Source organism: Halomonas sp. E14 (genome assembly GCF_052568415.1).
The window spans coordinates 3,143,026-3,165,344 of record NZ_CP199423.1; the positions used below are offsets into that span (position 1 = coordinate 3,143,026).

Below are 22,319 nucleotides of genomic sequence, written 5' to 3' on the forward strand. Positions count from 1 at the left end.
CCCACAGGTGCGGAAGACAACGGGACGGGCCTGGGCCCGTCCAGCCTTGGCCAGGTTGTGAGGCCAGGAGTCTATTCAGCGTCGTAGCCGTGCTTGGCCAGCCAGTCGCGCAGGAAAGCGATCTCCTCCTCCTGGGCCTCGATGATCTCGCGAGCGAGGTCGCGAATCGCCTCGTCCTCGCCGTGCATCAGGACGACATTGGCCATGTCGATGGCCCCCTGGTGATGCGGGATCATGCCGCGGGCAAAATCGGCGTCGGGGTTGCCGGTGAACTCGACTGCCATGTCCTCGTGCATACGCCGATTGACCTCACGGTAGGCCTGCACGGCCTCATTGTCGGTATGCTCGTCGGGCTCATGAACGTGGGCGTGGTCCTCCTCGGTTGCCTCCTCCTCGTCGCCGTTGACCTCATCGGCCTCGTCACCGTTGGCCTCGTCGTCATCGGCGGCTTCGTTCTCGTCATCGATCTCAGCGTCCTGCTGCGGCTCGGCCTGCTCGATCTGCTGCTGGGCCTGAGCCTCCTCTTCCGCCGCCAGGGCCGGAGCGGCCAGCAGGGCACTGCCGGCCAGCACGACGGCCAGCGCCGACCAGGTACGTATCGTGAGGATGTGCGACATGCTGCTCTCCTTTACCATGTGGGTCGTACGACTACGATAGAACCAAGCGCCGCGCAGTGCGTTGCAGCGACGCATCGGGAAACAATTCATTACCGAGGCTACCATGGACTGGAACCCCGCCTTGATCTGGCTGGCCATCGCCCTGCTGCTGGGTCTGGCCGAACTCTCCTCCGGCGGCCTGGTGCTGCTGTCGCTGGGGGTGGCCGCCGCCCTGACCTCGGCGCTGGCGGCACTCGGCCTTACGCTGCCCTGGCAGCTACTCGCCATGGGGGTGTTCTCGGGCATCTTCATCCCGCTCGCGGTCAAGGTGATCCGCCCTTGGTTCTCGCCTAGAGGGGTGGCCTACGGCACCACCGGCACGGGCGTGGAGAAAGGCCATACCTACACCACGCTCCAGCGCGACTTCGACGGCGCCAGCGGCGTCAAGATCAACGGCGACTTCTATCGCCTGCGCGTGGCCGAAACCGGCGAAACCGAGCTGCCAGAAGGCAGCCTGGTGACCTTCGAGCGCTTCGACGGCACCACCGCTATCGTCCGTCGCCCGCAGCCGCGGTAAAGCCGGCACAAGCACAGCGGGCCTGGCGCCGGCCAGCCTCACCCGTTTCATCGCACCTACTGCAAGGAGTCAACATGGACATGGACCTTCCCATCAACCCCGGGCTGCTGATCGCCCTTATCGTCGTCGTCATCGGCATCCTGATCATCGCCAAGGGGCTGGTGATCGTGCGTCAGTCGGAAGTGATGGTGATCGAGCGCCTCGGCTCGTTCAATCGCCTGCTGGAGAGCGGTATCAACATCATCATTCCGTTCATCGAGCAGCCCCGCGCCATCACCATGATCCGCTACCAGAAGCGCGGCGAGGAGTACCTTCCCATCACCACCAGCGAAGTACGCATCGACCGCCGCGAGACGGTGATGGACTTCCCCGGCCAGCCGGTGGTGACCACCGACAACGTCACCGTGCGCATCAACGGCGCACTCTACTTCCAGATCATCGACCCGCGCCGCGCCGTCTACGAGGTGGAGAACATGAGCCAGGCGGTGGAGGTGCTGGCCAAGACCACCCTGCGCTCGGTGGTGGGCAAGATGGAACTCGATAAGCTGTTCGAGTCCCGCGCCGAGGTCAACAACGAGATCCAGACCGCCATGGAGGAGCCCGCCTCCAAGTGGGGGGTCAAGATCTCGCGGGTCGAGGTGCAGGACATCGCCATGCCGGACGAGGTCGAGACGGCCATGCGCCTGCAGATGGCCGCCGAACGCAAGCGCCGCGCCACCGTGACCGAAGCCGAGGGCGAGAAGGCCGCCGCCATCGCCAAGGCCCAGGGCCAGCGCGAATCGGCGATCCTCAATGCCCAGGGCGACAAGGAGTCGGCCATTCTGCGCGCCCAGGGCGAGCAGGAGTCGATCAAGCTGGTGCTGAGCGCCATCGGCGACAGCGACGAGCACAAGCGCACCGTGGTGGGCTACCTGCTCGGCCAGAGCTACATCAAGGCGCTGCCGACCATGGCCCAGAACGGCGAGCGGGTGTTCGTGCCCTACGAATCCTCCGCCCTGCTCGGTTCCATGGGCATGTTCCGCGAAATGGCCGGCTCGCCGGAAGACACCGTGGCGAAGCACCTGCGCGACAGTGAGCGCCAGGGTGGCTTTCGCAGCGGCATCGTCGGGGGAGCGGCCAGTAGCTAGAGGCCAAGCCGGGCATCGGCTGTCAGGCCGATGTCCCGGCACCTTTCCACGACAGTGACGGGTCCACGACAGCGGCTGGCGATGGAATCTCCTCGAGATTCGTGACGATGCAATCCTGCAGGAAGCCGAACGCGAGCTGACGACCATCGCTGCCGACGGGATTCCTTTCTCTCTCCCGCCCTACGATTTTGACTATCTCAAGTCGCTGCACAGGCAACTCTTCCGTGACCTTTATCCTTGGGCCGGCGAGATCCGTGCCATCGACATTTCCAAAGGCGATACGCGCTTTTGTCATTGCGACCGCATCGAGCCGGAAGTCAGATGGCAACGGCAGGGCGCAGCGTATTCTCTTCGAGCACCTGATCATCAATTGCGGCTATGAGATTTCATGGGCCGGGCTGGATCGGGACGAGTGGATTCGAGCCAACATCGCGGCTTACTACTGCGATTACGACCTCATGGTCGCGGTTTTCAGGCAGTGTATCGGGGCACCGCTTGCCGAATGAAGAAGCCGGTTCATTCGTTTGCAGGTAGCCCACCAAACCTCGCCAGCTGCATTTCCTGCAGCCGGCTGAGGGTGCGCCGGAAGGCGAAGGCCAGGTAGCCATCGGCATAGAGTTCGTCCATGGCGACCTCGGCTTCGATATGGAGCGGCACGCGGCGGTCGTAGCACTCGTCGACCAGGGCGATGAAGCGGCGCACGCCATCGTCGCGTCGCGACAGCGGCGGCAGCTCCCGCTCCCCGGTTTCGATGCGCTCGGCGCCATCCTCGGTGCCACGGGCGATACGCCCCGCTGCGGCGACGTCGCTCAGTCGCGGCACGTCGCTGAGCAGAACGTGATCGAACTCGTCGGCCAGGGCGATGAAGTCGAGCGCGGCCAGCGGCTGCTCGCACAGCTCGGCGTAGCGACACCACACCACGCGCTGGCTGCGCCGTTCCACCGCAATGCGGCGATGGCCCAGCTCGATGGGCTCGTCGCTCGTCGGCTGGCCCTCGCTCAGGCGCGCGAAAACGCTGGTGAGGGCGCTCGGCCGGCCGGGCTCAGCCACCCAATAGCGCTGGCACCCCCGACCGGGATGCAGGCGGTGATCGAAGCCGCCGTCCAGCTCCACCACCTCCATACAGCGTTCGATGGCGGCAATGGCCGGCAGCAAGCGCTCGCGGTTGAAGCCGTCGGCATAGAGCTGGCTCGGCGCCTGATTGGAGGTGCACACCAATACCACGCCATGCTCGAAGATCGCCTGCAACAGGCGACCGAGCAGCATGGCATCGGCGATGTCGCTGACGAACAGCTCATCGAGGCAGAGCACGCGCACCTCGGATGCCAGCTCCCGCGCCAGTGCGGAGAGAGGATCGGCGGTGCCGCTCAGCTGGAACTGGCGCTGGTGCACCCAGCGCATGAAGTGATGAAAATGCAGGCGCCGGGAAGGCACGCGCAGGTGGTGGTGGAAACCGTCCATCAGCCAGGTCTTGCCGCGCCCCACCGGCCCCCATAGATAGACGCCGGGTACGACCCTGCGCGACTGCGCGCCCCCCTTGTCGTACAGCGCCTGGAAACAGGCATCGAGCCGTACCGCAGCGCGCTGCTGGGCTGCGTCCGGGGCGAAGCCTTGGCGCTCCACCGCCTCGCGATAGAGCGTCAGCGGCGAGGCCGCCGTCATGCCTCGAGCTGGCGCAGCATGATGGTGACCGCCTCACCCCGGTAGTTCAGCTCCTCGAGGTTCTGCCAGCCGAGGCGGCGATAGAGCCCCTGCTGGTCGGGGGTGTAGAGGTAGAACTGACTGAAGCCGCTGTCCACGGCTTCCTCCTCGACGCGACGAATCAGGCGGGCGGCGATGCCCTGCCCGCGCCACTCCGGCAGCACGAACACCGAGGCCAGCCAGGGGGTCAGTTCGGGCCGACTGTCCATGTCCTCGGCCAACAGCGCCGCCGTGCCTACCGGCCGATTGCCCTGCATGGCCACGAACACCGAGGGCACGCCGCCCTCGCCGCACTCGCGACGAAAGGCCTCGCGATAGGAGTCGGCGGTGCTGCCGGGGTGCAGGTGGCCCCACTCGGCGAAGGTCCAGCTCGCCACCGTATCAACGTGGTCCGACTCGGGAATCAAACGTACGATGGTGATATCGCGCATGACGACGTCCTTATCCATTGGCTCTCACTGTCGCGCCGAGCAACCAGCCCTGGGACGAAAAGCGCAGGCCTGGGCTAACCCAGTTGGAAGGGATAGACCGATCCAATCTGCAGGATGCGGGTCAGCTCGTCCAGCGCAGTGAGAGTCTCGTCGGCCAGCTGCGGGTCGGCCAGGTCGTCCGGGGCCAGGCGGTCGCGGTAGTGGCGCTCGACCCAGGCGCTGAGTTCGCCGTACAGCGCGTCGCCGAGCAGCACGCGGCCGGTCAGCGCGGCGCGCTCCTCGGCGGAGAGCACCACCCTCAGGCGCAGGCAGGCGGGGCCGCCGCCGTTGCGCATGCTCTGCTTGACGTCCTTGACGATCACCTCGCCGATGGGGTTGTGGCCGGCCAGCAGCAGGTCCTGGATGGTGCGCCACACCGCCTCGCGCTCCTGGCACTCGCCGGGCACCACCAGGGTCATGCTGCCGTCGGGGTTGCTCAGCAGCTGCGAATTGAACAGATACGACGCCACGGCATCCTCCATGCTCACCGCCTCGCTGGGCACGCGCACCGGGATCAGGGGCGTGGTCATCTTGGCGCGTAGCTCATCGAGCGTGGCCTGCTCGTCGAGGAAGGCCATCTCGTGGTAGAGCAGCACCGGCCCGTTGCCCACCGCGATCACGTCGTTGTGGAACACGCCGGCGTCGATGGCCTCGGGGTGCTGCTGGGCGAATACCGTCTGCGCCACGGCGAGCCCATGCTGACGTGCCACCGCCTGGCTCGCCTCAAGGGTCTGGCGCGCGGGGAAGCGCTTGGGCCCCACCTCGCCACCGAAAGCCTGGCGGCCATAGACGTAGAGGTGAACGCCGGCCTCGCCGTGTTCGCCGCACAGGCGGGTATGGTTGGCCGCCCCCTCGTCGGAGAAGGCCGGCGTGGCCGGCAGCGCCGGGTGGTGAGCGAAGTGCGACTCGTGGCGGAAGATCGCCGCCAGCACGCGGCCGGTGGTCTCCGGCTCCAGATAGCGATGAAAGCTCGACTGCAGGTTGGCCGGGGTGAAGTGCACGCGGCCGTCCGCGGCGTCACGACTCGGGGTCACCGTGGCGGCGTTGGCCGTCCACATGCTCGAGGCCGAGCACACCGCGCGCAGCACCTGGGGCGCTTCCTTGGCCGCCCGCGCCAGCACCTCGCGATTGCTGCCGGTGAAGCCGAGCGAGCGCAGCGCGCCGAGGTCGGGGCGCTGCTGGGGCGGCAGCACGCCCTGGGCGTAGCCGGCATCCATCAGCGCCTTCATCTTGGCCAGGCCCTGCAGCGCCGCCTCGCGGGGGTTGGAGACCAGCCCACCGTGGCGCATCGAGGCCACGTTGCCGTGGGCCAGCCCCGAGTAGTTGTGGGTGGGCCCCACCAGGCCGTCGAAGTTGACTTCCCGGTAGTCGGTGTTCGTCGCTTGGCTCATAACACCACTCCCGGCGGCAGGTTGTCGGGCAGGGTCAGGGTCTCGGCCTCCATCGAGGCCACCGGGTAGGCGCAGTAGTCGGCGGTGCCAAGTAAAGAGCGCGCTGGCAGCGCCACACGCGGCAGCGTTACAACCCTTGCGATCATAACGTGACTCCCGGCGGCAGGTTGTCGGGCAGGGTCAGGGTCTCGGCCTCCATGGAAGCCACCGGGTAGGCGCAGTAGTCGGCCGCGTAATAGGCACTGGGGCGATGGTTGCCGCTGATGCCCACGCCGCCGAAGGGCGCATCGCCGGAAGCGCCGGTGGTCTGGCGGTTCCAGTTGACGATGCCGGCGCGGATGCGCAGCAGGAAATCGTCCCAGTCGGCGCGCTCACCGCCGATCAGACCGGCGGCCAGGCCGTAACGGGTATCGTTGGCCAGGCGCAGGGCCTCATCCCAGTCGCGATAGCGGTAGACCTTGAGCAGCGGACCGAAATGCTCCTCGTCGGGCACGTCGAGCCCGGTGACGTCGATCAGCGCCGGCGACAGCAGGCTGGTGCCCTCCTCAAGACAGGCCATGCGCGCCAGCACCACACCGCCCAGCGCCTCCAGCTCGTCCTGGGCCTTGAGCAGCCCCTGGGCCGCCTCCTGGCTGACCAGGCCACCGTAGAACGGCGCCGGTTCCTCGAACTGCCCTGCCACGCGCAGGCGGGCGATGGCATCGACCAGGGCATCGAGCAGGTGATCGCCGACCTGCCCCTCGGGCACGATCAGCCGCCGTGCACAGGTGCAGCGCTGGCCGCCGGAAAGGAAGGCGGACTGCAGGATGGTCAGCACCGTGGCGTCCTGATCGTGCACGTCCTTGACCACCAGCGGGTTGTTGCCGCCGAGCTCCAGTGCCAGGATCTTCTCCAACTGGTCGGCGAACTGGCGGTTGAGCAGGCCGCCGACCCGGGCGCTGCCGGTGAACAGCAGGCCGTCGATGCCCGGGTGCGAGGAGAGCGCCTGCCCCACCGGGGCGGCCCCCTGCACCAGGTTGATCACCCCGGCGGGCAGACCCGCCTCTTGCCAGCACTGCAGGGTGAGATCGGCGGTCAGCGGGGTCTGCTCGCTGGGCTTGAACACCAGGGTATTGCCGGCCAGCAGCGCCGGCACCATGTGGCCGTTGGGCAGGTGGCCGGGAAAGTTGTAGGGGCCGAACACGGCCATCACCCCGTGGGGGCGATGGCGCAGCACGGCGGTGGTGTCGCCGAGGTCGCGGCTGCGCTCGCCGGTGCGTTCCTGGTAGGCGCGCGCCGAGATCGCCACCTTGCCGATCATGGCGCCCACTTCGGTACGCGCCTCCCACAGCGGCTTGCCGGTCTCGCCGGCAATCGCGTGGGCCAGGTCCTCGCGGTGGATCTCGAGCGCCTCGCGGAAGCGCTCCACCACGCCCAGGCGCTCGGCGAAGCCCAGCCGGGCCCAGCCCGGGAAGGCGTCGCGGGCGGCCTGCACCGCTGCCGCCACCTGGCTGTCGCTGGCCGCCGCGCCCTGCCACAGGGTCTCGCCGGAGACCGGATCGCGCTTGGTGAAGCTCATGGCATCGCCCGGCTGCCAGCGCCCGCCGATCATCAGCTGTTGCTTTGCGTTCATGATGTCTCCTCGGTATCCAGGACGCGCAGGGAGTCGCCGGCCGCCACGCCCAGCCGCTGTGCCTCCGTCTCGCTCAGGGTGAGGGTGCCCTCCTCGTCGGGGCCACAGGCCACCCAGGCAGCGCGGAACTCGGCCATGGTCGTGCTGGCCGCCAGCCAGCGCGGTCGGGCCGGCGGCGTGTCACTGCCGCTGCGGATCTCCACCCGACAGCAGTGCGACTTGCGCACCGCGCGTACGTCGTCGATATAGGCCTCCACCGTCGGTCCGCCATCGAAGATGTCGATGTAACCTTCCCAGCGCAGGCCCTCCTTCTTGAGCATGGCCAGCGCCGGGCGCGTGTCGCGGTGCACCTGGCCGATGCAGTCCCGCGCCTCGTCGGAGAGAAACGGCGTGTAGATCGGAAACTTGGGCATCAGCTCGCCGATGAAGCTCTTCTGCCCCAGCCCGGTGAGGCGATCGGCCTCGTCGAAGTCCAGGGGGAAGAAGTGGCTACCCAGACACTCCCAGAACGGACTCTTGCCACGCTCGTCGAACACCCCGCGCATCTCCGCCAACACCTTGTCGGGGAACTGGTCGCGGAACTCGGCCATGAACAGCCAGCGCATCATCGACAGCAGCGCGCCGTTGCGCTGGTGCCGGCGCTCCTTGCCACGGAAACCGGGGCGCAGGAACAGCGAGGCCACCTCGGCATCGCCGGTGTGATCGGAGCTGAGGAACAGAGTGTCGATGGTCCGGTGCAGGTCGAGCTGCACCGAGGAGTGGGCCAGCGTGCCCAGGCGGTAGTGATAGAACGGCACCTCGCGTCCCACCTGACCCTCGATGGCGCAGCAACCGGCCAGCTCGCCGCTCTGCTCATCTTCCAGCACGAAGAAGTAGTTGCGCCGGTCGGCCGGGGTACGCTGCTCGAAGGCGGCCACCGCGGCGGCGATCTTGGCCGCCAGGAACTCGCGGTTGTCGGGCAGCGAGGTGAAGCCGACCCCGGTCTCGCGGGCGATCTTCTGCAGTTCGTCCAGGTCGCCCTCGGCAATCGGTCGAATACGCATCACAGCTCCCCCTCGTCGAAGCCCGCTTCCTCTTCGCCGTTGGACGGCAGCGTCAGCGGTGCGGCCAGCACTGCCCGGCCCTCCTCCGCGCCGAGCAGCTCGGCGTGCTCCGGCGAGAGCATCAGCTGGCCGGTGGGCGACAGTGCATAGCGCGCCACCACGCAGCGGAAATCTGCCAGGCGCTGGTTGGCGACCATCGCCGGCTCGGCGTCGGGCAGCGCATGGGCCGGGCGTACCCGCACCGGATGCCAGGCGGCATGGCGGAAGGTGTGCAGGCGATTGCGCTCGCCCTTGATCACCGGGCCGGCGTCGAACAGATCGACGTGACGCGAGCGCATGAAGCCCTCGGCCAGCATCTCGGCCATGGCCGCCTCGTGGGCGGGGTGCTCGCGACCGATGGCGGCCCTGGCCTGGGGGGTGAGCAGCGCCAGGTAGAGCGGGAACTGCGGCATCACCTCGGCGATGAAGCTCTTCGAGCGCACCCCGGCCAGGTAGTTGATGTCGTGATAGTCGCGCACGAAGAAGTGGCGCCCCACGCTGTTCCAGAACGGCGATTCGCCCTGTTCGTCGAGATAGCCCGGGAACGCCATCGCCAGCACCTCGGCAAAGCGCTCCGGGTACTGGGCGATGAACATCAGCCGCGAGCGGCGCAGCAGACTCTCGGCGCTGGTGCCGCGATAGCGCGGATCCAGCGACAGCGCGCACAGCTGAGTGGTCTCGGACACCTCGTGGGAGAGCGAGAGGGTCTGCACCTCGCGGCGTACGTTGAGCTGCTGCGAGGCGTGGATCAGGGTTTCCTGGCGGTAGGTGTAGTAGGCCTCCCGCGCACCGGCTTCGGCGCGCAGGGTGGCGGTACCCACGACCTCGTCGCGCTCGAGGTCCTCGAGCACGAAGGTGTAGTGTTCGTCGCCGGGAAAGTCCACCTCGCGCCCGAACGACTGCCGCGAGCGGGCAATGCGCTCCTCGAGGCGGTCGCGATGGGCCGGCAGGTTGGTCAGGCTCGGCGTGGCCAAGCCCGCCAGCCGCTCCAGGGCCGGCAGGTCGGCCGGCCGAACGGGGCGTACGACCATCATGGCGGGATCTCCTGGTCGATGGGCGGTGTCGCGCATGGCTCGGCCAGCCTTCACCCGGCCGCCACCAGCCGCTCGATGGCACGCTCCAGCCGCGCCATGCCCTCGGCGATGTCGGCCTCGGGAATCACCAGCGACGGCGCCATGCGCAGCACGTTGGGACCGGCGATCAGCGCCATCAGGCCTTCCTCGATGGCCAGCGGCAGAATGTCCTTGGCCCGGTCCTGATACTCGGGCGTCATTTCGGCGCCGATCAGCAGCCCCATGCCGCGGATTTCCCTGAACACCCCATGCTTGCGGTTGATCGCCTCGAGATGCTCGCGGAACAGGTCGTGACGCTGCTTGACGCCGCCGAGCACGTCCGGCGTGTCGATGTGTTCCACCGCGGCCAGGGCCACCGCCGAGGCCAGGGCGTTGCCGCCGTAGGTGGAGCCGTGGGTGCCGATGGCCAGCGCCGGGGCGACCCGGTCGGTGGTGAGCATGGCACCGATGGGGAAGCCGCCGCCCAGTGCCTTGGCACTGGTGAGGATGTCGGGCGTGATGCCGTACTCCATATAGGCGTAGAGCGAGCCGGTACGGCCCACGCCGGTCTGCACCTCGTCGAAGATCAGCAGCGCATCGTGGGCATCGCACAGGTCGCGCAGGCCCTGCAGGAACTCCTGGGTGGCCGGCGTGATGCCGCCCTCGCCCTGCATCGGCTCGACCATCACCGCGCAGGTGTCGTCGTTGATCAGGTCGCGCACGCTGTCGAGATTGTTGAACTCGCCGTGGACGATGCCGCCCGGCACCGGACCGAAGCCCTGGGAGTACTTGGGCTGCCCGCCGACGCTGACGGTGAAGAAGGTGCGGCCGTGGAACGACTGGTAGAACGAGACGATGCGATGCTTGTGCTCGCCGAAGTTGTCGTGCGCCCAACGCCGCGCCAGCTTGAGCGCCGCCTCATTGGCCTCGCCGCCGGAGGAGCAGAAGTAGGCCTTGTCGGCGAAGGTGCGCTCCACCAGAGTCTTGGCCAGCTTGAGCGAGGGTTCGTTGGTGTAGACGTTGGAGAGATGCCAAAGCTTGTTGCCCTGCTCGGTGAGGGCCTTGACCAGCACCGGATGGCAGTGACCCAGGGAGTTCACGGCGATGCCGCCGGCAAAATCGATGTACTCGCGCCCTTCCTGGTCCCACAGTCGGCTGCCGTCGCCGCGCACCGGGATGACCTTCTGGGGGGAGTAGTTGGGCACCATGTACTGGTCGAAGTCGGCGCGGGTCGGGGTATGGCTCATCTCGATCTCCATTGCGGCTGGGGTGGTAGCATGTCAATCGAGTATAAGGAGCCTGGCCGGCGCCGGCTTTCAGCAATGGGACCCCGACTTCTACAAAAGGCTGTTCACGATGCCAAAGGCTGTACGAAAGGGGAGGCGGCCATGATCAACACCACCGCCTGGAATCGAATCCGCTACGGGCTCTACGCGCCCATCTACGACCTCGTAGCCGACCGCACCTTTCGCCGCGCGCGCCAGCTGTCGCTCGACGCGGTGGCATGGCAGCCCGGCATGCGGGTGCTGCTGGTAGGGGCCGGCACCGGGCTGGACCTGCCCTGGCTGCCCTGCGATGTCGAGGTGCATGCCACTGACCTCTCGCCGCGCATGGTAGGACGCATGCAGGAGCGGGCCGAGCAGCTGGGGCGCAACGCCACTTGCCGGGTCATGGACGCCGAGGCGCTCGACTACCCCGACGCCCACTTCGACGTGGTGGTGATGCACCTGATCCTGGCGGTGATGCCTCGCCCCGAGCGCGGCCTGGCCGAAGCCAGGCGCGTGCTGGCGCCAGGCGGCCAGCTCTGCGTAATGGACAAGTTCCAGTGCGACGAGCGGCCGGCCGGGCTCTTGCGCCGCCTGCTCAACGTGGCGACCAGCGCCGTGGCCACCGACATCACGCGCCAGGCCCGCCCGCTGCTGGAGCAGGCCGGCTTCGCCATCGAGCGTGATCGTCCGGTCATGCTGGGCTCGCTGTTCCGTGCGCTGCTGGCGCGCCCGGCATGACCGGCCTTCGCCGCGCTAGAGGCGCTCCTCGCGAGGCGTGACGCCAAAGTGGTTGCGATAGGCCGTGGAGAAGTGCGCGGGCGAGGAGAAGCCGGTCTTCATGGCGATCTCGCCGGCAGGAAGGTCGCTCTCGCGCAGCAGGCGCCGCGCCTCCTTCAGGCGCAGGTCGAGATAGTAGCGGCCGGGCACCGCCTGCAGGTATTTCTTGAACAGGCGCTCGAGCTGGCGCCGCGAGATACCGAGGTGCTCGGCCAGCTCGTGGGTGGCCAGGGGCTCCTCGATGTTGGCTTCCATCAGCATCACGGCGTCCACCAGCGGCGCCGGCGCATGGCCCAGCCGGGCACGCAGCGGCACCTGCTGCGGCTCGTCGGCCATGCGTACCCGCTCCATCACGAAGTGCTCGGACACTCGCTCGGCCAGCTCGCTGCCGTGGTGAGAGGCGATCAGCGTCATCATCATGTCCATCGCCGCGGTGCCACCCCCGCAGGTGAGGCGGTCGCGGTCGATCTCGAACAGCTGCTGGGTGAGGCGCACGCGGGGAAAGTCGCGGGTGAAGGCGGCAAAGCGCTGCCAGGGCAGCGTGGCACGGTGGCCGTCCAGCACCCCGGCACGGGCCAGCAGCTCGGTGCCGCCGCCCACGCCCACCAGCACCACGCCGCTGCCTCCGAGCTGGCGCAGCTTACTCGGCAGCGCACTGTCATGCATGGCAGGCAGCGGGCTCGGTGCACAGACGATCAGCATGTCCAGCTCGGTCGAGGCCAGCGCGAAGGGCGTGCAGGCCGACAGACTGAGCTCGGCCATGCTGGCCACCTCGCCGCCTTCAGGGGTAAAGGGCTGCAGCCGGTAGAGCCGCTTCCCGGCCAGCAGGTTGGCCACCACCAGTGGCTCCAGGGCACAGGCCTGGGCCAGCAGTGAAAAACCCGACAGCGTGAGCACCCCTACCCAGCGGGTCGGGGTGACATGCGGATCGAGTCGGAAAGTGTCGGGCATTGCGCAACGCCATGTGCCGGAAAGAAACGGAAATGGTACTCGATCGGCAGCGGTGGCAATACCGCAGAAACGAGCACCCCCGTGGCGAAACCACGGGGGTGCTGTACTCAACGAAGTTGCGGATCAGACCCAGGCGGCCGACATCAGCCGATATGCCAGGAACAGGCCTGCCGCAATGGCCACGCCCAGCACCAGCCAGTGCCAGCCCTTGGCGGGACGCTTGGCCTCGGGCTGCTCGGCATCCGGCTCGCGGTGCTCGAAGTCCTCGGGCATCCTCACTTCCTTCATATGCTCGTATTCTTCCTGCGGCGTCTTACTCTCCCGGGTATCCATGGGCACCTCCTTTTGACGCTGGATTCGCCCGCCGGATCGCGTTCCGTTGCAGCGGGCCTATAAGGTGACGACATCAAACTGCACGTTCGGGTTCACTTCGGCGTCGTAATCGACGTCGTCGCGCTCGAACCCGAACAGCTTCAGGAAGTCGTGCTTATAACCAGCATAGTCGGTGATGGCGAACAGGTTCTCGGTGGTCACCTGGGGCCACAGGTCCTTGCACGCCTGCTGCACGTCGTCGCGCAGCTCCCAGTCATCCAGCCGCAGGCGGCCGGCCTCGTCGGTGGTGAGTTCACCACCCTGCCCTTGAGAGGAGTAGAGGCGCTCGCCGAACAGGCGATTGAGCTGCTCGATGGTGCCCTCGTGCAGGCCCTTCTCCTTCATCACCTTGTAGACCATGGCGATGTAGAGCGGCATGACCGGGATCGCCGCGCTGGCCTGGGTCACCACCGACTTGAGCACCGCCACGTTGGCACCGCCGCCACTGGCCTTGAGCCTGGCGTCGATCTCACCGGCGGCGCGGTCGAGATCCTCCTTGGCCTTGCCCAGGGCGCCGTGCCAGTAGATCGGCCAGGTGATCTCGGTGCCGATATAGCTGAACGCCACGCTGCGCGCACCGGGGGCCAGCACGCCAGCCTTGTCCAGAGCATCGATCCACAGCTCCCAATCCTCGCCGCCCATCACCGCCTTGGTATCCTCGATCTCCTGCTCGGTGGCGGGCTCGACCTCGGCCTCGATGATGGTGTCCTTGTTGGTGTCGATGGCGGTGGCGCGGTAGGTCTCGCCGATCGGCTTGAGGCTGGAGCGCTTCAGCTCACCGCTGTCGGGCAGCTTGCGCACCGGCGAGGCCAGCGAGTAGACCACCAGGTCGACCTGGCCCAGGTCCTGCTTGATCAGCTCGATGGCCTTCTCGCGCGCCTCGTGGGAGAAGGCATCACCGTTGATCGACTTGCTGTAGAGCCCCTCGGCCTTGGCGAACTTGTCGAAGGCAGCGGCGTTGTACCAGCCGGCGGTGCCGGGCTTCGTCTCGCTGCCGGGCTTCTCGAAGAACACGCCCAGAGTATCGGCACCGTAACCGAATGCCGCGGTGATGCGCGCCGCCAGGCCATAGCCGCTGGAGGCCCCTACCACCAGCACCTTCTTCGGCCCGTTGGCCTTGTCGAACCGGCGCGCACGAGTGGCCTCGATCTGCTCGAGCACGTTCTTCTCGCAGCCGAGCGGATGGGTGGTGGTGCAAATGAAACCACGAACCTTGGGTTTGATGATCACGACAGACCTCGTTATAGGTAATGCAGCGCCGCTTCGAGCGCCTTGACGATACGAATGGGCAGTGGCGACATTCTAGCGGCCACTCGGGCGTCTGTCCGCACTTGAGCACGGGAGGCGCCTGGGGCACGATGCACCCCTGACCCCGCGCAGGAGAGAACCATGGATGCACAGACGCTGGTGGATGAACGCGGCGAACTGTGGCTGGCACTTGCCCCGCTGTGGCTCGACCGCGAGCCCAGCGAACGCCAGTACGCCCAGATGGTCGATGTGATCCAGCGCCACGACCTGACGCTGCACGAGCTGGAGTGGATCTTTCGGCTGGAGCTGGCGCCGGTGCTGGCGCGCAACCAGCTGTCGCTGGCCAGCGAATGGCGCGCCTTCGACGACTATCGGCTGATGAAGCGGCTGGTGGCGCACAACCTGCGGCTCAACGGATGGCGGCGCAAGAGCTGGGCGCTGTTCTCGGGGCTGACCACGATGATGACCCGCCACCGCTGGAACGAGCTGATCGCCCGCGTGATGATGGCCCGCGGCGAGTTGGCGAGCGATTAGCGACTCGCTTCAGCCGCCGAAAGGCTCGTCGAGCACCTGCTCGAGCACCGGCTCCAGCGCCTCGCGCTTTTCGCCCGGAGCGAAGCGGCGAATGACCCGCCCGTCCCTGCCGACCAGGAACTTGGTGAAGTTCCACTTGATGAGGGTGGTGCCCAGCATCCCCGGCGCCTGGCGCTTGAGCTCCTTGAACAGCGGGTGAGCACCGGCGCCGTTGACCTTGACCTTCTGCATCACGGGAAAAGTGACCCCGTACTGGCTGCTGCTGAAGGCGCAGAAGTCCAGCGCCGTTTCCGGCGACTGGCGCGCAAACTGATTGCAGGGGAAGGCCAGCACGGTAAAGCCGCGGTCGCGGTGCCGCCGGTACAGCCGCTCCAGCTCGCCAAGCTGAGGGGTATAGCCACAGCGGCTCGCCACGTTGACGATCAGCAGCACCTGCCCCTGCAGGGCGCCGAGATTGAAGGGTTCGCCGCGATGGGTGCGGCATTCGTGCTCATGTATGGCCATGCAGTGCCTGCCTCGGTATCGGCATTCACGATGCCACGTCGAAGCGCATGACACCACCCCGTATCCGCTTCACCGGCGCCGGCAGCTCCCCCTCCGCCCCACCGGGCTCAGCCCAGCGGGCCAATCACCACGCGCAGCGCCAAGGCCAGCAGCATCATGCCGGTAATGCGATGGAGCCAGTGGGCGCGCGCCTGCAGCCAGGGCAGCACCCGGGAGTGCGTCAGCGAGACCGCCACCAGCACGTACCAGGCCCCGTCGATAATCATGGCGGTGAGCACAATGACCGCCTTGGCGAACAGGCTCATGTCGGGGGTGACAAACTGGCTGAGCAGCGCGATGAAGAAGAGAATCAGCTTGGGATTGCCCAGCGCCACCAGCATCCCTTCGCGGGCCGCCTGGCGGCGGCTGGTGGCCATGCCGACAGCGTCGAGCACCGCCGACCGGCCGGCGCGCAGCGCCTTGATGCCGAGCCAGGCCAGGTACGCCGCGCCGGCCCAGGTAATGGCCTGGAACAGCATCGGAAAGCGCACGATCAGCGCCCCCAGCCCCAGCACCGTCAGCAGGGCATAGAAGCCCACGCCCAGCGCGTGGGACAGCGCCGCGGCAATGCCGGGGGCACGACCGCCGCCCAGCGTATGCCGCAGCACCAGCGCCAGGCTCGGCCCCGGCGACATCGCCCCCATGGCGCATACGGCGACCAGGGACATCCAAAGCGAAAGCGGCATAGTAGGCTCCTGTGGACTCGATGCGCCATGCACCGGCTCAGCGGTGGAACTGCCCTTCGCGTTCGGGCTGCCAAAGAATGGCATCGATACGCAGCCGCACCGAGGCGCCACCGGGCAGCGGCCAGTCAATCTCGTCGCCGATACGCAGCCCGATCAGCCCCGCACCGATGGGCGCCATCACCGAGATGCCATCCTCGGTGGTGGCCAGCGCATGGGGGTAGACCAGGGTGCGGATCATCTGGCGATTGCGCGTCAGATCGGTGAACTGCACCTGACTGTTCATGCTGACCACGTCCGCCGGGATCTCCTCCGGATCGATCACTTCTCCTCGTTCGAGCTCCTCCTCGAGGCAGTCGGCCACGAAGCGATCCTTGTCGCTGGCCTGGTCGATCAGGCGCTGCAGCCGCTCCGCATCCAGGCGGTTGATGATGATGGTGGGACGGGACGACATACGACCTCCTTGGCACCGTCAGCGCTGCGCACTGCCGGCCATGCAACGAAAACAGCCCTTCGCCCCGGTGGGGGAGAAGGACTGTGACTGCGCCTATCATAAGCCCAAGCTGGGAGAAAGTCAGGCCCGGCGGCCGCCAGGCAGCACTAGCTCGGGCGCCGGCCCGACGTTGCCAGCACCACCGCACCCACCACCGCCAGCGCCAGCCCCACGAACGCCGCCGGGTTCCACGCCTGCCACCCGTAGAGCGCCAGCCCCGCGCCCAGCACGATCAATGCCAAGGCAAACCCCTTCACGCCCATGTGCCGCTTCCTTGTCTTGAGAAAAGCTTGTGTATTCGGGTTCTTTTGCCAACTTCACTCAGCATGCCGCCGAAGGCAGCCTGGCATCAAGTCATGCGTAGCGCTTCGCCTGGCCGTGCCGGGGCACCGTAACAGTGAACGCTGCCAGCCCGGGCCGGTCGAAGTAGTAGCCTCTGCCAACCGGAAACAGCATGCACACCACCGACGCCTGCGAGCCGCTCACGGCCACCCTGGAAGCCAACGAACGCCACTACTCCGACACCGGCTTCTGGAACAAGATACGCCACAGCGCCGGCAAGGCGGGCAGCCGCACCCTGGAGCCCGCCTTCAAGATGTACTACTCGGCCCAGGACCCCAGCACCCCGCGCTGGGCCAAGGCCACTATCTACGGTGCGCTGGGGTACTTCATCTCCCCCATCGACGCCATTCCCGACCTCACCCCCCTGCTCGGCTACACCGACGACATGGGCGTGCTGGCCGGCGCGCTTGCCATCGTGGCCGTGCATATCAACGACACGCACCGGGAGAAGGCCCGGGCCACGCTGGCCAGGTGGTTCGGGTAGGCGCGCAGCGCTCAGACGGCGATCCAACGCGAAGGAAAGGCCACCCGGAAACGCAAACAGCCGCTCGTAAGCGGCTGTTTTAAATATCAACTTAACGATGGTACCGGCGGTCGGACTCGAACCGACAAGGGCTTGCACCCGGCGGATTTTGAATCCGCTGCGTCTACCAATTCCGCCACGCCGGCAGCGCCGAGCATTATACGTGGCCGGTGCGGCAGGTCAATCGCCGCACCTGACGCGCCGCGCGATTTTGGGTATCCTTGCCGGCTGTTTTCGGCTGCTCCGGCGGCCCTGTCGACCCCTCTATCTGCGGACCCATCAGCCATGCAGCGCGCCGACTTTCATTATGAGCTTCCCGAGGAGCTGATCGCCCGCTATCCGTCAGAGCGGCGCAGCGACTGTCGCTTGCTGTGCGTGGATGGCCAAAGCGGCGAACTGGCCCACCGCCGTTTTACCGACCTGCTGGAAATGCTCGAGCCCGGCGACCTGCTGGTGTTCAACGACACCCGGGTGATCCCGGCGCGGCTGCACGGCCACAAGGCCAGCGGCGGGAAGGTGGAGATGTTGCTGGAACGCCCGCTGGACGCCCACCGCGGCCTGGCGCACATTCGTTCCAGCAAGTCGCCCAAGCCGGGCATGGAGCTGGAACTGGAAGGGGGCGTGCGCTGCGTGGTCGAAGGCCGCCGCGAGGCGCTATTCGAGCTGCGCTTTCTGGGCGACACGCCGCTGATCGAGCTGCTGGAGCGCCACGGCCATATGCCGCTGCCGCCCTACATCGATCGCGAAGATGAACTGGCCGACCGCGACCGCTACCAGACCGTTTACGCCCGGCGCAACGGCGCGGTGGCCGCGCCCACCGCCGGGCTGCACTTCGACGAGCCGCTGCTGGAGCGCCTGGCGGCGAAGGGCATCGAAAGCGCCTTCGTCACCCTGCACGTGGGCGCCGGCACCTTCCAGCCGGTGCGTGCCGACGATATCCGCGAGCACAAGATGCACAGCGAATGGATCGAGGTGAGCGAGGAAGCCTGTGCCAAGGTGCGCGCCGCCCAGGCTGCCGGGCGCCGGGTCGTGGCGGTGGGCACCACCAGCGTGCGCAGCCTGGAAAGCGCCTGCCTGAAGAGCGCCGACGGCCAGATCGCTCCCTACAGCGGCGAAACCGACATCTACATCTACCCCGGCTACGCGTGGCGCTGTGTGGATGCCCTGATCACCAACTTCCACCTGCCCGAATCGACCCTGATGATGCTGGTCGCCTCGTTCGCCGGCTATGAGACCACCATGGCGGCCTATCGCCAAGCCGTGGCCGAGCGCTATGCCTTTTTTAGCTACGGCGATGCGATGTTCTTGCACCGCAAGCGCTCCTGAGCCGAAACGTTGCTGAACCCAAGAATGGCTGACCCGCAAGACGACCACCGAATCGTCGTCTTGCAGTAGAGAAGAGAACTCCATGCGTAACGAATGCTTCATGTCCTTCGAGCGGCTGGCCAGCGACGGCCGGGCCCGTCGCGGGCGCCTCACCTTCCCCCGCGGCACGGTGGAAACGCCGGCGTTCATGCCGGTGGGCACCTACGGCACGGTCAAGGGCATGACGCCCGCCTCGGTGGAGCAGATCGGCGCCGAGATCATCCTCGGCAACACCTTCCACCTATGGCTGCGCCCGGGCACCGAGGTGATCGAGGCCCACGGCGACCTGCATGACTTTGCCCAGTGGCACAAGCCGATCCTCACCGATTCCGGTGGCTTCCAGGTCTTCTCGCTGGGCGAGATGCGCAAGATCACCGAGCAGGGCGTGCACTTCCGCTCGCCGGTGGATGGTGCCAAGGTCTTCATGGGCCCCGAGGAGTCGATGGCGGTGCAGCGCTCACTAGGCTCGGACGTGGTGATGATCTTCGACGAGTGCACGCCCTACCCGGCCACCGAGAAGGAAGCGGAACTGTCCATGGAACGCTCGCTGCGCTGGGCCAAGCGTTCGCGGGATGCTCATGGCAGCTCGCCCTCGGCGCTGTTCGGCATCATCCAGGGCGGCATGTACCCAGAGCTGCGCCGTCGCTCGCTGGAAGGCCTGCTGGAGATCGGCTTCGACGGCCTGGCCATCGGCGGGCTCTCGGTGGGCGAACCCAAGGCAGAGATGATCGGAGTGCTGGACTACCTGCCCGAGTGGATGCCGGAGGCGACCCCGCGCTACCTGATGGGCGTGGGCAAGCCCGAGGACCTGGTCGAGGGCGTGCGCCGCGGCGTCGACATGTTCGACTGCGTGATGCCGACTCGCAATGCGCGCAACGGCCACCTGTTCACCTCAGAGGGCACGATCAAGATCCGCAATGCCAAGCACCGCCACGACACCCGCCCGCTGGAAGTCGGCTGCGACTGCTACACCTGCCAGAACTTCTCCCGCAGCTACCTGCACCACCTGGACCGCTGCGGCGAGATGCTTGGCTCGATGCTCAATACCATCCATAACTTGCGCTATTATCAGCGCCTGATGGCCGGTTTGCGCGGTGCCATCGAAGCGGGTACATTGGCTGACTTCGTGGCAGGCTTCTATGCGCAGCGCGGGCTGCCGGTACCTGACGCACCCCATTGACACTCCGGTCGGTGGCGCACTCGCTGCGCGCCGGCCGGCAACGCTTTTTTTATTCGCGACCCCACTTACCCTCTCAGGAGACACGCTTCTCATGCTGGACTTCTTCATCTCCCCGGCCATGGCCCAGGACGCAGGCGCCGCAGGCGGCGGCATGGCCCAGATCATCATGCTGGTCGGCTTCGTACTGATCTTCTACTTCCTGCTGTGGCGCCCCCAGGCCAAGCGGGCCAAGCAGCACCGCGAGCTGGTCGGCGGCCTGTCCAAGGGCGACGAAGTGGTGATCGGCGGCGGCCTGGTGGGTCGTATCACCAAGGTGAGCGACGAGTTCATCACCCTGGAAGTGGCCGACAACACCGAAGTTCACGTGCAGAAGAGCGCCGTGGCCAACGTCCTGCCCAAGGGCACCATCAAGTCCATCTGACGTCGATGCGCCTCGCCCTTGCCAGCTGGCCCCACCCGGGCCGGGTGACGGCGAGGGTTGCATGACGACCGGGCGTCCCGCCGCCTTACCGGCGGTGACGCCCGGTCGCACTGCCGTCCTGTAGCCTTCTTACGCAACCTAGGCAGGGCTCCCATGCTCAACCGTTACCCCTTGTGGAAGTATCTGCTGATACTCATCGTGCTGCTTGTCGGCCTGGTCTACTCGCTGCCCAACCTCTATCCGGAAGACCCCGCGGTACAGATCAGCAGCGCCCAGGGCGACTCCACCCTCGATGAGGCGCAGCTCGACCGCGTTCAGCAGACCCTTCGCGATGCCGGCATCGGCATCAAGGCCATCGAGCGCGACGCAGCCAGCGTGCTGATCCGCCTCGACGACGCCGACCACCAGCTGCGCACCCGCGATCTGGTCGCCGAACAGCTCGGCAACGAGTTCGTGGTGGCACTGAACCTGGCCGAGTCCACCCCGGGCTGGCTGCAGGCCCTCGCCGCCTCCCCCATGACCCTGGGCCTCGACCTACGCGGCGGCGTGCACTTCCTTTTGGAAGTCGACATGGCTGCGGCCGTGACCCAGCGCCTCGAAGTCAATGCCAGCGCCATGCGCGAACAGCTACGCAGCGAGCGCATCCGCTACCGCGGCACCGACATCGACGGCCGCACGCTGACCATCACCTTCGCCAGCGAGGAGGATCGTGACACCGCGCGGCGCTTGATCAGCCGCGAGTTCCGCGACTTCGAATACAGCAGCGCCCAGGAGGGGCGAGCCTCGCTGCTGGTGATGACGCTGAGCGAGCAGGCAGTGGCCGAGATCCAGGACTACGCCGTCAACCAGAACCTCACCACCCTGCGCAACCGGGTCGACGAGCTGGGCGTGGCCGAGCCGCTGGTGCAGCGCCAGGGCCCCGACCGCATCGTGGTCGAGCTGCCCGGCGTGCAGGACACCGTCGCCGCCAAGCGCGTAGTGGGCGCCACCGCCAACCTCGAGTTCCGCCTCGAAGCGCGCCCGGACACGCCGGACGCCGAGACCGAGACCTTCGCCTTCCGCAACAACCCGGGGCGCACCGCCGATTTGATGCGTGACGTGATCATCACCGGTGACAGCGTCTCCAGCGCCAGCCGCAGCTTCGACGAGAACGGCCGCCCCCAGGTCAATATCAACCTGGACGGCACCGGCGGCACCTTGATGAACCGCGCCACGCGCACCAACATCGGCCGCAACATGGCGGTGCTGTTCATCGAGCACAAGACCCGTGACCGCGTAGTGCTGGAGGATGGCGAGGAGGTCGTCATTCGCGAGCCCTATACCGAGCGCGGCCTGATCAGCCTGGCCACCATCCAGAGCGCGCTGGGCAACAGCTTCCGCATCACCGGGCTCGACTCGCCCACCGAGGCGGCGGAACTGGCCCTGCTGCTGCGCTCCGGCTCGCTGGCGGCACCGATCTACTTCGTGCAGGAGCGCACCATCGGCCCAAGCCTGGGCGCCGAGAACATCGCCCGCGGCGTGCTGTCGGTGCAGATCGGCCTGTTGCTGGTCGTGCTGTTCATGCTGATCCGTTACAAGGTGTTCGGCATCTTCGCCAACGTGGCGCTGGCGCTGAACCTGACCCTGCTGGTCGCCGCCATGTCGATGCTCGGGGCCACCCTGACGCTACCGGGCATCGCCGGCATCGTGCTCACCCTGGGCATGGCGGTGGATGCCAACGTGCTGATCTTCGAGCGAATACGCGAAGAGCTGCGCGGAGGGCTGTCGATCCAGCAGGCGATCCATGCCGGCTACGAGCGCGCCTTCACCTCGATCGTCGATGCCAACATCACCACGCTGCTGGTGGCGGTCATCCTGTTCTCGATCGGCACCGGGCCGGTCAAGGGCTTCGCCGTGACGCTGTCGCTGGGGATTCTCACCTCGCTGTTCACCGCGCTGCTGGTGACCCGCGCCATGGTGAACCTCACTTACGGCGGCAAACCGGTCAAGAAGCTATGGATCTAAGGCATTC

26 protein-coding genes and 1 tRNA gene are annotated in these 22,319 nt (G+C 67.0%); 10 read left to right on the forward strand and 17 right to left on the reverse strand.

Annotated features, from left to right (window positions below; all coding sequences use genetic code 11):
• Window positions 1–71: 71 nt before the first annotated feature.
• Window positions 72–617, reverse strand: a complete 546-nt coding sequence (gene copM, locus ACT7B3_RS14615) for a CopM family metallochaperone (RefSeq protein WP_444676812.1) — start codon at window positions 615–617, stop codon at window positions 72–74.
• 103 nt (window positions 618–720) lie between these two features.
• On the opposite strand from copM, the gene ACT7B3_RS14620 reads away from it, so the two are divergent.
• The 3 genes from ACT7B3_RS14620 to ACT7B3_RS14630 all read left to right on the forward strand — a co-directional run bounded on the left by ACT7B3_RS14620 (window position 721) and on the right by ACT7B3_RS14630 (window position 2,806).
• Complete coding sequence (locus tag ACT7B3_RS14620) at window positions 721–1,173, forward strand: NfeD family protein (RefSeq protein WP_444676811.1); 453 nt, start codon at window positions 721–723, stop codon at window positions 1,171–1,173.
• 80 nt (window positions 1,174–1,253) lie between these two features.
• Complete coding sequence (locus tag ACT7B3_RS14625) at window positions 1,254–2,300, forward strand: SPFH domain-containing protein (protein ID WP_445158887.1); 1,047 nt, start codon at window positions 1,254–1,256, stop codon at window positions 2,298–2,300.
• A gap of 224 nt (window positions 2,301–2,524) precedes the next feature.
• Window positions 2,525–2,806, forward strand: a complete 282-nt coding sequence (locus tag ACT7B3_RS14630; RefSeq protein ID WP_445158460.1) for a hypothetical protein — start codon at window positions 2,525–2,527, stop codon at window positions 2,804–2,806.
• A gap of 10 nt (window positions 2,807–2,816) precedes the next feature.
• Here the strand turns inward: ACT7B3_RS14630 and zapE are convergent, their stop codons facing one another.
• From zapE to ACT7B3_RS14670, 8 genes are read right to left on the reverse strand one after another with little or no spacing between them, the layout of a single operon-like run.
• A complete protein-coding gene (zapE, locus tag ACT7B3_RS14635; RefSeq protein ID WP_445158461.1) occupies window positions 2,817–3,962 on the reverse strand; it encodes a cell division protein ZapE in 1,146 nt (381 codons plus the stop codon).
• On the reverse strand, window positions 3,959–4,450 hold the full coding sequence (locus ACT7B3_RS14640) for a GNAT family N-acetyltransferase (RefSeq protein ID WP_445158462.1): 492 nt from the start codon (window positions 4,448–4,450) through the stop codon (window positions 3,959–3,961). Before ACT7B3_RS14640 ends, zapE begins: the two co-directional genes overlap by 4 nt.
• A gap of 56 nt (window positions 4,451–4,506) precedes the next feature.
• A complete protein-coding gene (gene astB, locus ACT7B3_RS14645; RefSeq protein ID WP_445158463.1) occupies window positions 4,507–5,862 on the reverse strand; it encodes an N-succinylarginine dihydrolase in 1,356 nt (451 codons plus the stop codon).
• The gene (locus ACT7B3_RS14650; protein WP_445158464.1) at window positions 5,859–6,008 is read right to left on the reverse strand and encodes a hypothetical protein; all 150 of its coding nucleotides are present in this window, start codon (window positions 6,006–6,008) and stop codon (window positions 5,859–5,861) included. The genes astB and ACT7B3_RS14650 overlap by 4 nt, the downstream gene beginning before the upstream one ends.
• Window positions 6,005–7,474 (reverse strand): succinylglutamate-semialdehyde dehydrogenase, encoded by a 1,470-nt coding sequence (astD, locus tag ACT7B3_RS14655; protein ID WP_445158465.1) that lies wholly within the window; start codon window positions 7,472–7,474, stop codon window positions 6,005–6,007. Before astD ends, ACT7B3_RS14650 begins: the two co-directional genes overlap by 4 nt.
• The gene (astA, locus tag ACT7B3_RS14660; protein WP_445158466.1) at window positions 7,471–8,517 is read right to left on the reverse strand and encodes an arginine N-succinyltransferase; all 1,047 of its coding nucleotides are present in this window, start codon (window positions 8,515–8,517) and stop codon (window positions 7,471–7,473) included. The genes astD and astA overlap by 4 nt, the downstream gene beginning before the upstream one ends.
• Window positions 8,517–9,590: an arginine N-succinyltransferase gene (locus ACT7B3_RS14665; RefSeq protein WP_086508151.1), complete on the reverse strand. Its 1,074-nt coding sequence runs from the start codon at window positions 9,588–9,590 to the stop codon at window positions 8,517–8,519. Before ACT7B3_RS14665 ends, astA begins: the two co-directional genes overlap by 1 nt.
• A gap of 50 nt (window positions 9,591–9,640) precedes the next feature.
• The gene (locus ACT7B3_RS14670) at window positions 9,641–10,855 is read right to left on the reverse strand and encodes an aspartate aminotransferase family protein (protein WP_445158467.1); all 1,215 of its coding nucleotides are present in this window, start codon (window positions 10,853–10,855) and stop codon (window positions 9,641–9,643) included.
• A gap of 141 nt (window positions 10,856–10,996) precedes the next feature.
• Between ACT7B3_RS14670 and ACT7B3_RS14675 the strand changes: the two genes are divergently transcribed.
• Window positions 10,997–11,614: a class I SAM-dependent methyltransferase gene (locus tag ACT7B3_RS14675; RefSeq protein WP_445158468.1), complete on the forward strand. Its 618-nt coding sequence runs from the start codon at window positions 10,997–10,999 to the stop codon at window positions 11,612–11,614.
• 15 nt (window positions 11,615–11,629) lie between these two features.
• Here the strand turns inward: ACT7B3_RS14675 and ACT7B3_RS14680 are convergent, their stop codons facing one another.
• The 3 genes from ACT7B3_RS14680 to fabV all read right to left on the reverse strand — a co-directional run bounded on the left by ACT7B3_RS14680 (window position 11,630) and on the right by fabV (window position 14,206).
• Window positions 11,630–12,604, reverse strand: coding sequence for a GlxA family transcriptional regulator (locus ACT7B3_RS14680; protein WP_445158469.1), 975 nt, complete (start codon window positions 12,602–12,604; stop codon window positions 11,630–11,632).
• Window positions 12,605–12,727: 123 nt separating this feature from the next.
• Window positions 12,728–12,937: a hypothetical protein gene (locus tag ACT7B3_RS14685; protein WP_444676803.1), complete on the reverse strand. Its 210-nt coding sequence runs from the start codon at window positions 12,935–12,937 to the stop codon at window positions 12,728–12,730.
• 57 nt (window positions 12,938–12,994) lie between these two features.
• Window positions 12,995–14,206, reverse strand: a complete 1,212-nt coding sequence (gene fabV / locus ACT7B3_RS14690; protein ID WP_444676802.1) for an enoyl-ACP reductase FabV — start codon at window positions 14,204–14,206, stop codon at window positions 12,995–12,997.
• A 159-nt stretch (window positions 14,207–14,365) separates the two neighbouring features.
• Between fabV and ACT7B3_RS14695 the strand changes: the two genes are divergently transcribed.
• Window positions 14,366–14,758 (forward strand): DUF7079 family protein, encoded by a 393-nt coding sequence (locus tag ACT7B3_RS14695; RefSeq protein ID WP_444676801.1) that lies wholly within the window; start codon window positions 14,366–14,368, stop codon window positions 14,756–14,758.
• 9 nt (window positions 14,759–14,767) lie between these two features.
• Here the strand turns inward: ACT7B3_RS14695 and ACT7B3_RS14700 are convergent, their stop codons facing one another.
• From ACT7B3_RS14700 to ACT7B3_RS14715, 4 genes are all read right to left on the reverse strand, one after another.
• Window positions 14,768–15,262, reverse strand: coding sequence for a glutathione peroxidase (locus ACT7B3_RS14700; RefSeq protein ID WP_445158470.1), 495 nt, complete (start codon window positions 15,260–15,262; stop codon window positions 14,768–14,770).
• A gap of 107 nt (window positions 15,263–15,369) precedes the next feature.
• Complete coding sequence (locus ACT7B3_RS14705) at window positions 15,370–15,987, reverse strand: LysE family translocator (RefSeq protein ID WP_445158471.1); 618 nt, start codon at window positions 15,985–15,987, stop codon at window positions 15,370–15,372.
• Between the two features lie 37 nt (window positions 15,988–16,024).
• Window positions 16,025–16,438: a nucleoside diphosphate kinase regulator gene (gene rnk, locus ACT7B3_RS14710; RefSeq protein WP_444676799.1), complete on the reverse strand. Its 414-nt coding sequence runs from the start codon at window positions 16,436–16,438 to the stop codon at window positions 16,025–16,027.
• Between the two features lie 146 nt (window positions 16,439–16,584).
• The gene (locus ACT7B3_RS14715) at window positions 16,585–16,740 is read right to left on the reverse strand and encodes a hypothetical protein (RefSeq protein WP_444676798.1); all 156 of its coding nucleotides are present in this window, start codon (window positions 16,738–16,740) and stop codon (window positions 16,585–16,587) included.
• 191 nt (window positions 16,741–16,931) lie between these two features.
• On the opposite strand from ACT7B3_RS14715, the gene ACT7B3_RS14720 reads away from it, so the two are divergent.
• On the forward strand, window positions 16,932–17,303 hold the full coding sequence (locus ACT7B3_RS14720; protein ID WP_445158472.1) for a YkvA family protein: 372 nt from the start codon (window positions 16,932–16,934) through the stop codon (window positions 17,301–17,303).
• Between the two features lie 98 nt (window positions 17,304–17,401).
• Here the strand turns inward: ACT7B3_RS14720 and ACT7B3_RS14725 are convergent.
• Window positions 17,402–17,488: transfer RNA gene (locus ACT7B3_RS14725), tRNA-Leu, on the reverse strand.
• 139 nt (window positions 17,489–17,627) lie between these two features.
• Here ACT7B3_RS14725 and queA point away from each other — a divergent pair.
• From queA to secD, 4 genes are all read left to right on the forward strand, one after another.
• On the forward strand, window positions 17,628–18,668 hold the full coding sequence (gene queA / locus ACT7B3_RS14730; RefSeq protein ID WP_445158473.1) for a tRNA preQ1(34) S-adenosylmethionine ribosyltransferase-isomerase QueA: 1,041 nt from the start codon (window positions 17,628–17,630) through the stop codon (window positions 18,666–18,668).
• A 100-nt stretch (window positions 18,669–18,768) separates the two neighbouring features.
• Entirely contained in the window at window positions 18,769–19,887 is a 1,119-nt protein-coding gene (gene tgt / locus ACT7B3_RS14735) for a tRNA guanosine(34) transglycosylase Tgt (RefSeq protein WP_444679270.1), read from the forward strand.
• A 91-nt stretch (window positions 19,888–19,978) separates the two neighbouring features.
• Window positions 19,979–20,308, forward strand: coding sequence for a preprotein translocase subunit YajC (gene yajC, locus ACT7B3_RS14740; protein WP_444676795.1), 330 nt, complete (start codon window positions 19,979–19,981; stop codon window positions 20,306–20,308).
• 153 nt (window positions 20,309–20,461) lie between these two features.
• Window positions 20,462–22,312: a protein translocase subunit SecD gene (secD, locus tag ACT7B3_RS14745; RefSeq protein WP_445158474.1), complete on the forward strand. Its 1,851-nt coding sequence runs from the start codon at window positions 20,462–20,464 to the stop codon at window positions 22,310–22,312.
• Window positions 22,313–22,319: the final 7 nt, after the last annotated feature.